This is a genomic window from Bradyrhizobium sp. LHD-71, from assembly GCF_031157255.1.
Taxonomy (GTDB): Bacteria; Pseudomonadota; Alphaproteobacteria; order Rhizobiales; family Xanthobacteraceae; genus P52-10.
In genome coordinates, this window is sequence record NZ_JAVIFX010000002.1 from 115255 (window position 1) to 129275 (window position 14021).

8 protein-coding genes are annotated in these 14021 nt (G+C 61.9%); all 8 read right to left on the reverse strand.

The annotated features are described in order from the left end of the window. Positions 1-22 precede the first annotated feature (22 nt). The 8 genes from tuf to rpoC all read right to left on the reverse strand — a co-directional run bounded on the left by tuf (position 23) and on the right by rpoC (position 13979). Positions 23-1213, reverse strand: coding sequence for an elongation factor Tu (gene tuf, locus RCO31_RS01945; protein ID WP_308966504.1), 1191 nt, complete (start codon positions 1211-1213; stop codon positions 23-25). A gap of 42 nt (positions 1214-1255) precedes the next feature. Beyond that, positions 1256-3328 carry an elongation factor G gene (gene fusA / locus RCO31_RS01950; RefSeq protein WP_308966505.1) on the reverse strand — a complete coding sequence of 691 codons (2073 nt, stop codon included), beginning with the start codon at positions 3326-3328 and terminating at the stop codon, positions 1256-1258. A 32-nt stretch (positions 3329-3360) separates the two neighbouring features. Further along, positions 3361-3831 (reverse strand): 30S ribosomal protein S7, encoded by a 471-nt coding sequence (gene rpsG / locus RCO31_RS01955; RefSeq protein WP_308966506.1) that lies wholly within the window; start codon positions 3829-3831, stop codon positions 3361-3363. 14 nt (positions 3832-3845) lie between these two features. Further along, on the reverse strand, positions 3846-4217 hold the full coding sequence (gene rpsL / locus RCO31_RS01960) for a 30S ribosomal protein S12 (RefSeq protein ID WP_034471708.1): 372 nt from the start codon (positions 4215-4217) through the stop codon (positions 3846-3848). A gap of 490 nt (positions 4218-4707) precedes the next feature. Then, positions 4708-5319: a DUF2239 family protein gene (locus RCO31_RS01965; protein WP_308966507.1), complete on the reverse strand. Its 612-nt coding sequence runs from the start codon at positions 5317-5319 to the stop codon at positions 4708-4710. A gap of 62 nt (positions 5320-5381) precedes the next feature. Then, positions 5382-7388, reverse strand: coding sequence for an ABC transporter ATP-binding protein (locus tag RCO31_RS01970; RefSeq protein ID WP_308966508.1), 2007 nt, complete (start codon positions 7386-7388; stop codon positions 5382-5384). An 84-nt stretch (positions 7389-7472) separates the two neighbouring features. Further along, the gene (locus RCO31_RS01975) at positions 7473-9524 is read right to left on the reverse strand and encodes an FAD-dependent oxidoreductase (protein ID WP_308966509.1); all 2052 of its coding nucleotides are present in this window, start codon (positions 9522-9524) and stop codon (positions 7473-7475) included. A 246-nt stretch (positions 9525-9770) separates the two neighbouring features. Further along, positions 9771-13979: a DNA-directed RNA polymerase subunit beta' gene (gene rpoC, locus RCO31_RS01980; protein ID WP_308966510.1), complete on the reverse strand. Its 4209-nt coding sequence runs from the start codon at positions 13977-13979 to the stop codon at positions 9771-9773. Positions 13980-14021 lie beyond the last annotated feature (42 nt).

The window sequence follows — 14021 nt, forward strand, 5'->3', positions numbered from 1 at the left end:
TTCACTACTCCTTGTTCGCCGCTTACTCGATGATGCTGGCGACGACGCCGGCGCCGACCGTGCGGCCGCCCTCGCGGATCGCGAAGCGCAGCTTCTCTTCCATCGCGATCGGCACGATCAGGTGCACTTCCATTGCGATGTTGTCGCCCGGCATAACCATTTCCGTGCCCTGCGGCAGGTGCACCACACCGGTCACGTCGGTGGTGCGGAAATAGAACTGCGGACGGTAGTTGGTGAAGAACGGCGTGTGGCGGCCACCCTCTTCCTTGGTGAGGATGTAGGCCTCGGCCTTGAACTTCGTGTGCGGCTTGACCGAGCCGGGCTTGCAGAGCACCTGGCCGCGCTCGACTTCCTCGCGCTTGGTGCCGCGCAGCAGCGCGCCGATGTTGTCGCCCGCCTGTCCCTGATCGAGCAGCTTGCGGAACATCTCGACGCCGGTGACGGTCGTCTTCTGCGTCGGCTTCAGGCCGACGATCTCGATTTCCTCGCCGACCTTGATGATGCCGCGCTCGACGCGACCGGTCACCACGGTGCCTCGGCCCGAGATCGAGAACACGTCTTCCACCGGCATCAGGAACGGCTGGTCGATCGGACGCTCCGGCTGCGGGATGTACTCGTCGACCGCCTTCATCAGCTCGAGAACGGCGTCGTGGCCGAGCTTCGGATCCTTGTTCTCGAGCGCGGCAAGTGCCGAGCCCTTGATGATCGGGATCTTGTCGCCGGGGAAGTTGTACTTCGACAGCAGCTCACGGACCTCGAGCTCGACGAGCTCGAGCAGCTCCGGATCATCGACCATGTCGCACTTGTTGAGGAACACGACGATCGCCGGCACGCCGACCTGGCGGGCGAGCAGGATGTGCTCACGGGTCTGCGGCATCGGGCCGTCGGCAGCCGACACGACAAGGATCGCGCCATCCATCTGGGCAGCGCCGGTGATCATGTTCTTCACGTAGTCGGCATGGCCTGGGCAGTCGACGTGCGCGTAGTGACGGTTCTTGGTCTCGTACTCGACGTGAGCGGTCGAGATCGTGATGCCGCGCGCCTTCTCTTCCGGCGCCTTGTCGATCTGGTCGTATGCCGTGAACGTCGCGCCACCCGTCTCAGCGAGCACCTTGGTGATCGCCGCCGTCAACGACGTCTTGCCATGGTCGACGTGACCGATGGTGCCGATGTTGCAGTGGGGCTTGTTACGTTCAAACTTCTCTTTGGCCATGACACTCTCCGTTCAGGCTTCGACTTCTCGTCAAAGACAGCTTTAAGCGAACTTCTTCTGGACTTCTGCCGACACGTTGGCCGGCGCTTCTGCGTAGTGATCGAACTGCATCGTGAAGGTCGCGCGGCCCTGGCTCATCGAGCGCAGGTTGTTCACGTAACCGAACATGTTCATCAGCGGCACCATCGCGTTGATGACGTTGGCGTTGCCGCGCATGTCCTGGCCTTGAATCTGGCCGCGTCGCGAGTTCAGGTCGCCGATCACCGAACCGGTGTAGTCTTCCGGCGTCACCACCTCGACCTTCATGATCGGCTCGAGCAGGATCGACTTGCCCTTCTGCAACGCCTCCCGGAATGCCGCACGCGATGCGATTTCGAAGGCCAGCGCCGACGAGTCGACGTCGTGGTACTTGCCGTCCACGAGCTGCACCTTGACATCGACCACCGGGAAGCCGGCGACCACACCTGCGCCCAGCACGCTCTCGATGCCCTTTTCGACGCCCGGGATGTACTCCTTCGGTACCGCGCCGCCCACGATCTTGGATTCGAACTCATAGCCCTTGCCGGGCTCGTTCGGCTCGACGATGAGCGACACGGCCGCGAACTGACCGGTACCGCCGGTCTGCTTCTTGTGCGTGTAATCGACGTCCGCGCGCTTGGTGATGCGTTCCCGGAACGCCACCTGCGGCGCACCGATGTTGGCGTCAACCTTGTAGGTGCGCCGCAGGATATCGACCTTGATGTCGAGATGCAGCTCGCCCATTCCCTTCAGGATCGTCTGACCGGACTCCTGATCGGTCGACACGCGGAATGACGGATCCTCGGCTGCAAGCTTCGCCAGCGCGACACCGAGCTTCTCCTGGTCGGCCTTCGACTTCGGCTCGATCGCGATCTCGATGACCGGATCCGGAAACTCCATCTTTTCCAGAATCACGGGCTTTGCAGCGTCGCACAGCGTGTCGCCGGTGCGCGCTTCCTTCAAACCAGCCAGCGCGACGATATCGCCCGCATAAGCCTCCTTGATGTCTTCCCGGTTGTTCGCATGCATCAGCAGCATGCGGCCGATACGCTCTTTGCGCTCACGCGTCGAATTGATGACACCGGTCCCCGACTGCAGCGTGCCGGAATAGATGCGGCAGAACGTGATGGTGCCGACGAACGGATCGTCCATGATCTTGAATGCGAGCAGCGCCATCGGCTCTTTGTCGTCGGCGCTGCGGACGACCTCGTTGCCCGCCTCGTCAACGCCCTTGATCGCAGGCACGTCGATCGGCGACGGCAGATAGTCGACGACGGCGTCGAGCAGCGGCTGCACGCCCTTGTTCTTGAATGCCGAGCCGCAGAGCACGGGATAGAACGCGCCGGTAAGTACGGCCTTGCGGAGCAAGCGCTTCAGCGTCGACTCGTCCGGCTCCTTGCCGTCGAGGTAGGCGGCCATCGCGTCGTCATCGAGCTCGACGGCGGCTTCCACCATCTTCTCGCGATACTCCTTCGCCTTGTCGGCGAGGTCGGCCGGGATGTCCTCGTCATGGAACTTTGCGCCGAGACCTTCGTCTTCCCAGACGACAGCCTTCATGCGCACCAGATCGATGATGCCCTTGAAGTTGCTTTCCGAACCAATCGGCAGCTGGATCGCGACAGGCTTCGCGCCCAGGCGGTCGACGATATCGTCGAGACACTTGTAGAAGTCGGCGCCGGTCTTATCCATCTTGTTGGCGAAGACGATGCGCGGCACGCGGTACTTATCGCCCTGGCGCCAGACGGTCTCCGTCTGCGGCTCGACGCCCTGGTTCGAATCGAGCACGCACACCGCGCCGTCGAGCACACGCAACGAGCGCTCGACTTCGATGGTGAAGTCGACGTGGCCGGGGGTGTCGATGATGTTCAGCCGCTTGCCGTTCCAGAACGCGGTCGTCGCAGCCGACGTAATGGTGATGCCGCGCTCCTGCTCCTGCTCCATCCAGTCCATCGTCGCGGCGCCTTCGTGCACCTCGCCGATCTTGTGGCTCTTGCCGGTGTAATAAAGGATGCGCTCGGTCGTCGTGGTCTTACCGGCGTCGATATGCGCCATGATGCCGAAGTTTCGATAATTCTCGATGGCATGTTGACGGGGCATGAGACTGTCCTTCGTGTCCGTTCGTTTCGCCGTTACCAGCGATAATGCGAGAACGCGCGGTTGGCTTCCGCCATCTTGTGCACGTCTTCACGCTTCTTGACGGCGTTTCCACGATTGTTCGACGCATCCAGCAACTCTGCAGAAAGTCGCTCGGTCATGGTCTTCTCGTTGCGACCGCGCGCCGCCGAGATGATCCAGCGAATGCCCAGCGCCTGACGGCGGCTCGAGCGCACTTCGACCGGCACCTGGTAGGTCGCACCGCCGACGCGGCGGGAGCGCACTTCGATCGACGGCATGACATTGTCGAGCGCCTGCTCGAACACGCCGAGCGGGTTCTGCTTGGTCTTGTTCTCGATGATGCCGAGCGCGCCGTAGACGATGCCTTCGGCGACCGACTTCTTGCCGTGATGCATCACGGAGTTCATGAATTTGGTGATGACGATGTTCCCGAACTTCGGATCGGGAAGCACTTCGCGTTTTTCTGCGGCGTGACGGCGCGACATGGATCCCCTCCCGCTTACTTCGGACGCTTGGCGCCGTACTTCGAACGGCGCTGTTTGCGGTTCTTGACGCCCTGCGTATCGAGAACGCCGCGCAGGATGTGGTAGCGCACGCCCGGAAGGTCCTTCACGCGGCCGCCACGGATCATGACGACCGAGTGCTCCTGCAGGTTATGGCCCTCGCCGGGGATGTAACCAATGACCTCAAAGCCGGTGGTCAGGCGCACCTTGGCAACCTTGCGAAGCGCCGAGTTCGGCTTCTTCGGCGTGGTCGTATAGACGCGCGTACAGACGCCGCGCTTCTGCGGCGACTGTTTCAGCGCCGGCACCTTCTTGCGCGACTTCTGAACGACGCGCGGATTTGCGATCAGCTGGTTGATCGTCGGCATTGGCAGCCTTCATCCTTCATTCGCGCGAAGCCCGACTGGGCCTCGCAAATCCACATGCCCTCACGGGCCGAAACTCGCTTCGATGCGCAAAACGAAACAACGCCAACCACTCGTCACCCGAGCGGAAAGCGTTCGTCGCCACAGAGGACCTCAACAAGCCGTTGATGGCCCATCAAGATCATGCACTCGAAATCGATCTCAGGAGTTTCTCTCAAGAGACCGAAGATCGTCCTGGCATTGCCTGGCTTTGATCAACAGCGTCTGAGCGACATTGGTCGAGGTTGGTGCCCGCTCCTCGCCAAGAATGATCTGATCACGACGATGATCTGTTCACCACAATGGCGAAGGGGGTGATCCGTTCCGACGTCTTGGAAGCTCACCGCCTGTCGTAAAGTGCGCGGTTTCTAACCATCGCGAGTCGGCAAGTCAAGGTAAAACCAGCGTCAAACAAGCACTTCTGACGTACGGCGAATCTGCTCGCGGAAGTTCTTCATCCGTTGCCAGTTGCGTCGCGCGCCGCCGCACCACCGGTCATCAACCAACGCGCATGGTCACGTACGTCCACGGGCCAGGCTTCCGTAAGCCGCACAAAGGTCTCCCGATCGCCGGCAAACAGCGCGCGCGAGGCCTCCTCGAAATGCGAAAAATTGCCAGCGACAGCGTGCATGAAGCGGTAAGTCACCTCCTGAGCTTTTCGTCCCAAATTATTGAATTCACTTGATTTTCTCTCCGCATCAATCAACCGGCGAAGGGCGACTGACGCCCCTCCTGGCTGTTCTGCAAGCCAATCCCAATGGCGCGGCAGGAGCGTCACTTCTCGTCCGACAACGCCGAGCTTCGGCCGCCCTGCCCGGCGTGGCTGCCCTGTGGAAGCCACGGAAGCCGGGGGGCGCCCTGCCAGGCGGGCAGCAACGTCCTGCGGAGTTCCACGCAGATCGACCTCGATCTGCTGTGACGTCGCGTCGTCAAAAATCAGCACCGGCGACTGATCGCCTCGATCGACCACTGCCTTCACAGCAAGCGCAACGTCGGCGAGTGAGCCGGCCGCGATTCGGGAATTACCCGCAAAGGCAGTACAGGACGCTGGATCGATATCTGGCATGACGACCTCCGACCCGCATTTTTAGCCGGATAAAATATAGCAGTCAATACTACCCGGGTAATTTAGTCGTCATCATCATCCGCGTCTTCGTCATCGACATCCTGATCGGTGGGCTCAGGAGCCCGATGCAACTGGTCTTCCCAAAGCTTCGCGTACGCTCCGCCGTCCGCCAAAAGCTGGTCATGCGAGCCGCGCTCAACCACGCGGCCGCCGGCCAGGACAATAATTTCGTCCATTTCGACCACCGACGTCAGGCGGTGGGTGGAAAAGATCATCGTCCGGCCCTTCGCGAGTTTCAGCAACGTGCGATTGATCGCAGCCTCGGTGGTCTGGTCGAGCGCCGAGGTCGCCTCGTCGAGCAGCAGCACCGACGGATTGCGGGCGATCGCGCGGGCAATGGCGATGCGTTGGCGCTGTCCGCCGGAAAGCGTCTCGCCGCGCTCGCCGACGATCGTGTCGTAGCCTTCCGGCAGGCTCATAATGAAGTTGTGGATCTCGGCGTTGCGTGCGGCCTCCTCCACCTCCTCGTCGGTGGCGCCCTCCTTGCCGAGGCGAATGTTCTCGCGCAACGACATGTTGAACAGCATGTTCTCCTGGAACACGACAGCCATGCTGGAGCGAAGCGAATCCCGCGTGACCCGCCGGATGTCGACGCCATCAATGGTCACGCGGCCGCTGGTCGGCGTGTAGAGCCGCAAAATCAGGTTGAGCAGCGTGCTCTTGCCCGAACCGCTCGGCCCTACCACGGCAATGCTGCGGCCGACCGGAATTTTCAACGACAGTTCTTCGATCACCGGCTTTTCCGCGCCTTCGTAAGCGAAGCTCACGTGATCGAAGGTGATGTCGTTGGTGATACGCGGCATAACCGGCGCGGCGGGACGGTCTGCCCCCGTCGCCCGTTCGTCGAGCAATTCCTGCATGTGCCGCGTCGCCGCCGCAGCCTGAATTGCGACCGGAATGAAGTGCATCAGGTGAGCGATGTTGTAGGAGATCTCCCAAAAGGCGCTTTCGAACGTGACGAACGTGCCGATGGAAATCTGACCCGTCGTTGCGAGGTAGGCGCCGATCGCCAGCACGACGAGGTGCAACAGCAGTACCGCGATCGTCACCGTGCGCTCGACCATGGTCGAGAGAAACGTGGCGCGGATCATGCTGAACCGCGCGGCATGGTTGCGCAACGAAAACCAGCCGAGTGCACGACGCTGCAGGCTGAACGCCTTCACCACGGCTTGCGCGGCGACGGTCTCCTGCACGACGCCGAGAATGGCCGACTCGTTGACCTTCTGCTCGTAGTTGGCCTGCACGGCCTTGGGCGTCAGAATGCGCGGGCCGATCAGCGTGATCGGGAAGATCAGGAGAGCCACCACGGCAAGCTGCCAGTTCAGATAAAGCATCAACCCGATGCCTGCGATCAGTTCCATGAGCGGCAGCAGCGCGCCGTTGGCGAAGTGCTTCACCGAACCTTCGTAGGCGGCCATGTCCACGGAGAAGCGCGCCAGAACTTCGCCGCGCCGGGTCTTTGCAAAGAATGCCGACGGCAGGTTCTGCACATGGTCGAACAGTCTGGCACGGACATCTGAGATGACGCCGGAGGCCGTACGCGCATCCCATAGTTCATACCAGATGGCGACGATGGAGGTGAAGACGCCCGCAACCGCAAGCACGATCAGGATACGGTAGAGGGTCTGCAGATCCTCTTCATTCAACGCATCGTCGATCAGAAACTTCAGGCTCAACGGCATGATGACGTTGAAGAGCGTCTCGACCAGAAGGCCGAAGCCGACGATCGCAAGCCCCTTCTTGTAATTCTTCAGAAACGGCCGCGTGAACCGGTAAACTGTCGAGAATGCGCCGGCCGCCTCGCGCGCGGTAAATACGAGCAAATCCTCGTCGTCTTCGTCATCGATCACGGCGGCCGGGGAGTTGGTCCCGACATTCGCAACTTTTGCCAAAGCAGCCGGATTGTCCTGCGGTCCGTCTTTGTCATCGGACTCAAGGGATGCAGCCTGCGCCGCCTGGTCGTCGGGGGCCGCGTTCGCGTCGGACGGAGATTGTGGCGGCGACGCCATGCAACAGGACTACCGATGGAAGTTGATTGCAGGATGACACGGACCACGGCAGCGGCTCAATAGCCGCCGGTTCGCCGCCCGCAATCAATCGTCGGAGGTCTTGTCGAAAAACGAGTAGCGCAGCGACTCGGCGTCGGCGTACCAGTGCCCGGGGCCTTTATTCGCCGCGAGTGTCGCCTGCCACAGCACATCGGTGACGTCGCGCCGGTTCATCGACAGATCGAAGCCGTTGGAGAAGAACAGTTCCGACCATTCCCACCACGTGCCGAGCTTCTTCACGCCACGCAACAGGTTGTATCTGTCGATCAGTGCGGCCGGAAGGTCGCTGGTCACCGAACCGAAAACCAGCCCCCTGCGAACCACGCGGTTGAATTCGCCGATTGCCTTGACCGCCTGCCTGTCGGTGAGGTGGCAGAGACTCGTCTCGTAGACGAAGTCAAACTCCCCGTCCGCGAACGGAAGATCGGTGATCGATCCCGCCACGTTGTACTTTTTCAGGTCCTTGCGCGTACGGGCATGGATCGCCCGATTGCGCTCGATACCCCATGCATCGACGCCGCGCTCACGCAGCGCGCCGACGAGTTCACCGCTCGCCGATCCTGCGACCAGCAGTTTGTACCCCTTCGCTCTGTTCCAAGTGAGCTTGATGAGGCTCATCAGATAATCGGGATCCGTGAACTGGCTCCAGACATCACTATAGGAGCCGACCCCGCGGTAATTGTCGAAGTAATCGCGGTCGATCTTATCCGACACCGGCTGCGCACCCTGCCCCTTGGCATAGCGCAGCTTGATCGTCTCCGTGAGGATGAGGTCCGTCGCCGCGTCCGAGGAGTCGAGCAGACCGTTCAGCGTCGAGTCGAACAGGTAGTCACCGACCAGCACGAGGCCAGCGTGATCGTTCGGCTCCGGCCGATGGTTGGTCAGAACGTCGCGCACCGGAAATCCGCCCGGAACCGCGTTCACCGACGACAGCCATCGATGGACCTTGCCTTCCAAGAAGTGCGCGCGCGCATCGCCGAACGAGGCTGGCAGCGACTTGATCGCTGCATCCACCAATTGCTGGTCACCCAGGTTGACGTAGGCCAGCGCGTCGGAGCCCGCGATCAGGAAGTTCAGCACGCCGTGGCGGCCGACATTATGCCGCGCGCCCTCGACGTAGACGCAGCAGCCGCCAAAAGCTTCTGACATCCACCATGCACCGGCGACCTTGTCCCCCCAGAACGGCTCATCGAACAGCAGCGCCACACGCAAATAGTGCGCCGGCCGGTCGAAATAGGCCACGTGTCTGACCATCGACGATCGCAGTCGCTCGTTGTCCCAGCCCACCGTGGAGAGCCAGCTGTGCGGCAAGCACATCACCACGAGGTCGAAGTCGCGCGTCTCCGGACCTTTACCGTTCATCATGTTGAGCTGATAGCGGCCGCTCTCGCTCTTGCCGACCTTCAACACGCGATGATTGAACTGGACATCGGCGTCGATCTCCTCACGCAGGCGCTCGATGATCTGCTCGTTGCCGTTCTGGATGGAGTAGAGGCCGATATAGCCGTCGATATCCATCACGAAGTTCTTCAGCGCATTCAGCCCGTTGGTATTGTGGCTTTCGGTGGCGATGTCGGAACGCGCCATCACCTTCAGGAATCGCTTGGCGATCGGATCCTTCACTTCACGGTCGAGCAGTTCTTCGCAATTGATGAAGGCCCAGGGGTGCTCGTTATCGTGTGCGCCAACGCCCTCATAATATTCCTGAGGCGACATCATCTGCGTACAGCGCTTTCGAAACGTCTCGATGGCGTCTGCGGTCTTGTCTCCGTACTTGCGGCGCATGCCGCGCAAGTCGTCCAGCAACTCGCCGTCAAGTTGCACCTGCTCGGCATCGATCGGAATGGTTTGCAGACCGAGATGCTGGACAAGGTCCCGTAGCGGGTCCGGACCGAGCATCGAGTAATCGTAGATTTCAGCGACGCCGGCCTCGTACAGCGCCGGCGCCTTGTCGAATGTCTTTGACAGGATCTTGCCGCCAAGGCGTTCCGTCGCCTCGAAGATGGTCACCTTGCACAGTGGTCCAAGCTTCTTGCGCAAGTACCAGGCGGTCATCAGGCCGCCCGGCCCTCCCCCAACGATCGCCAGATCCAACATTCGCCCCTTCCCCGGACGCGACCGCGACGCCGTCTTTGCCCGCGCGCAGTCGGCCACGAGCCTCGTAAGGAAGAGTGTTTTTCACCTGAAAGGAAGATGAACAAACCGGGGGTGCTAAACAAAAAACGCGATTGCGCGCGAAGAAAAACCAGCTGCACCCGGCGGCGCTTGTTCCGCGGTGGCAATCGCCGGACAAAAGAAAGGCCGCCCGAAGGCGGCCTTTCGATCGATCGATTGGAGGAGCGGCTACTCCGCTGGCGGCAGAGCGACCGGTTCGGGCTGCGGCGCATCCGGCACGATGGCAGCAGCTGCTGCCGCCTGCTTCTCGCGCTCGTCGAGGATCAGCTTGTCGCGCTTGGCGGCGACTTCGCGGATCTTCGTCATGGAGGCGCCGGTGCCCGCCGGAATCAACCGGCCGACGATGACGTTCTCCTTCAGGCCCTCGAGCGCATCCGCCTTGCCGTTGACGGCGGCTTCGGTGAGCACGCGCGTGGTCTCCTGGAACGATGCCGCCGAGATGAACGACTTCGTCTGCAGGCTTGCCTTGGTGATGCCGAGCAGCACCGGCACGGCGGAGGCGATCTTCTTGCCCTCTTCCCTTGCCCTGACGTTGACGTGTTCGAACTCGATGCGATCCATCTGCTCGCCCTGGATCAGATCGGTTTCACCCGGCTCGGTGATCTCGACTTTCTGCAGCATCTGGCGAACGATCACCTCGATGTGCTTGTCGTTGATCAACACGCCTTGCAGCCGGTAGACCTCCTGGATCTCGTTGACCAGATAGGCTGCCAGTTCCTCGATACCGCGGATCGCAAGGATGTCGTGCGGCGCAGGATTGCCCTCGACGATGAAGTCGCCCTTCTCGACGATGTCGCCATCCTGCAGATGCACGGTCTTGCTCTTCGCGATCAGATACTCACGCGCCTCCTCGCTCTTGTCGGCAGGCTCGATCGAGATGCGGCGCTTGTTCTTGTAATCGCGGCCAAAGCGCACCGTACCGGCGATTTCGGCAATGATTGCCGCATCCTTCGGCTTGCGCGCCTCGAACAGTTCGGCCACCCGCGGCAGACCGCCGGTGATGTCGCGCGTCTTGGCGCTTTCGGTGGAGATACGCGCGATCACATCGCCCGCCTTCACCTTTGCACCGACGTCCACCGACAGGATCGCGTCGACCGCGAGCATGTAGCGGGCGTCACCGCCACGCGGCACCTTCAGCACCTTGCCATCCTTGCCCTTGATCACGATTGCCGGACGCAGGTCAACGCCGCGGCTCGACCGCCAGTCGGTGACGACGCGCTTGGCGATGCCGGTCGACTCGTCGACCGTCTCGGACATCGACTGACCTTCGACCAGGTCCTCGAAGCCGACGGTGCCGTCCACTTCGGTGAGCACGGGGCGGGTGTAAGGATCCCACTCCGCGATCCGCTGGCCGCGCTTGATCGTGTCGCCCTCGTCGACCCGCATGCGCGAGCCGTACTGGATGCGATGCGTTGCGCGCTCGGTGCCGTCGGCGTCGACCACCGCGACCACCATGTTGCGGACCATCGCGATCAGGTCGCCGTCCGAGTTGCGGGCGATCGACTTGTTCTTGATCCGCACCTTGCCGTCGAAGTTGGATTCGACGAACGACTGCTCGTTGATCTGCGCCGCACCGCCGATGTGGAAGGTGCGCATGGTGAGCTGGGTGCCCGGCTCACCGATCGACTGCGCAGCGATGACACCGACCGCCTCGCCGTGGTTGACCGGCGTACCGCGAGCGAGATCGCGCCCGTAGCACTTGCCGCACACGCCGTTCTCCAGTTCGCAGGTCAAGACCGAACGGATCTTCACCTCCTGGATGCCGGCCTGCTGGATCGCATCCAGGTGCTGCTCTTCGAGCAACGTGCCCTTCTTGACGATCACGTCGCCGGAGGTCGCATCCTTCAGGTCCTCGGCGGTGGTCCGGCCGAGAATACGCGACGCCAGCGAGGCCACCACGGTACCCGCGTCGATGATCGCGCGCATCTTGATGCCATGGTCGGTTCCGCAGTCATCGGATGTGATGATGCAGTCCTGCGCCACGTCGACCAGACGCCGCGTCAGGTAACCGGAGTTGGCAGTCTTGAGCGCCGTGTCGGCAAGGCCCTTGCGCGCGCCGTGGGTCGAGTTGAAGTACTCGAGCACGGTGAGGCCTTCCTTGAAGTTCGAGATGATCGGCGTCTCGATGATCTCACCCGACGGCTTGGCCATCAGGCCGCGCATGCCGGCAAGCTGACGCATCTGCGCCGGCGAGCCGCGCGCACCGGAATGTGCCATCATGTAGATCGAGTTGACCTGCGCCTCGCCGCCCTTCGGGTTCTTCTTGACGGCGGAGATCTCCTTCATCATCTCCTCGGCGATCTTTTCGGTCGCCTTCGACCAAGCGTCGACCACCTTGTTGTACTTCTCGCCCTGAGTGATCAGGCCGTCGTTGTACTGCTGCTCGAACTCCTTGGCGTAAGTGCGGGTCTCGTCGACGATCTTCCACTTCGAGTGCGGAACGACCATGTCGTCCTTGCCGAACGAAATGCCCGCCTTGAACGCGTTGTAGAAGCCGAGCGCCATGATGCGGTCGCAGAAGATCACGGTGTCCTTCTGGCCACAGTGGCGATAGACGAGATCGATCAGGCCGGAGATCTCGCGCTTGGTCATCAGCTTGTTGACCGCGTCGTAGGTCACCTTCGGCGACTTCGGCAGCAGCTGGCCGAGCATCACCCGCCCCGCAGTAGTGTCGTACCACTTGCGGACCGGCTTGCCGTCCTCATCGAGGCCGTCCCACCGGTACTTGATCTTGGTGTGCAGGTGGATGACCTTCGAGTGCAGCGCGTGCTCGAGCTCGGACATGTCGCCGAACGCCTTGCCCTCGCCCGGCAGCCCCTCACGCAGCAGCGTCACATAGTAAAGACCAAGCACGATGTCCTGCGACGGCACGATGATCGGCTGACCATTCGCCGGGTGCAGGATGTTGTTGGTCGACATCATCAGCACGCGCGCTTCCAGCTGCGCTTCCAGCGACAGCGGGACGTGCACGGCCATCTGGTCGCCGTCGAAGTCGGCGTTGAATGCGGCGCAGACCAGCGGATGCAGCTGGATCGCCTTGCCCTCGATCAGCACCGGCTCGAAGGCCTGAATGCCGAGGCGATGCAGCGTCGGCGCACGGTTCAACAGCACCGGATGCTCGCGAATGACCTCGTCAAGGATATCCCAGACCTCGGGACGCTCCTTCTCGACGAGCTTCTTCGCCTGCTTGACGGTTGTCGAAAGGCCCTTGGCGTCGAGCCGCGAATAGATGAACGGCTTGAACAGCTCGAGCGCCATCTTCTTCGGCAGGCCGCACTGGTGCAGCTTCAGCTCGGGGCCGACCACGATCACAGACCGGCCGGAGTAGTCGACGCGCTTGCCGAGCAGGTTCTGCCGGAACCGGCCCTGCTTGCCCTTCAGCATGTCGGCGAGCGACTTCAGCGGACGCTTGTTGGCGCCGGTGATGACGCGGCCGCGGCGGCCGTTGTCGAACAGCGCGTCGACCGCTTCCTGCAGCATGCGCTTTTCGTTACGGATGATGATGTCCGGCGCGCGCAGCTCCATCAGCCGCTTCAAGCGATTGTTGCGGTTGATGACGCGGCGATACAGGTCGTTCAGGTCCGACGTCGCGAAGCGGCCGCCGTCGAGCGGCACCAGCGGACGCAGATCCGGCGGGATCACCGGCACGACCGTCAGCACCATCCATTCCGGCTTGTTGCCGGAAATGCGGAAGGCCTCGACGATCTTCATGCGCTTGGCGAGCTTCTTGCGCTTGATGTCGCTGTCGGTCGCGTTCATCTCCGCGCGCAGGTCCGCCTCGAGCTTCTCGAGGTCAAGACCGGCCAGCATGTCGCGGATCGCTTCCGCGCCGATCTTGGCGGTGAAGTTGTCCTGGCCGTACTCGTCCTGCGCCCGCAGATACTCCTCTTCCGAGAGCAGCTGACGGTCCTTCAGCGCGGTCAGGCCCGGCTCGAGCACGACGTAGTATTCGAAGTACAGAATCCGCTCGAGATCCTTCAGCGTCATGTCGAGCAGAAGGCCGATACGGCTCGGCAGCGACTTCAGGAACCAGATGTGCGCCACGGGAGCCGCAAGCTCGATGTGGCCCATCCGCTCGCGCCGGACGCGGGACAGCGTCACCTCGACCGAGCACTTCTCGCAGATGATGCCCTTGTACTTCATCCGCTTGTACTTGCCGCACAAGCACTCGTAATCCTTGATCGGCCCGAAAATGCGCGCGCAGAACAGGCCGTCACGTTCCGGCTTGAACGTCCGGTAGTTGATCGTTTCCGGCTTCTTGATCTCGCCGTAGGACCACGACAGGATCTTCTCTGGGCTCGCGATCGAAATCCGGATCTGGTCGAAGACCTGAGCCGGGGTCGTCGGGCTGAAAAGATTCATGATCTCTTGATTCATCGTCTTCTCCGCTTGCCGACCATCGTCGGCCGCTGTCGAATT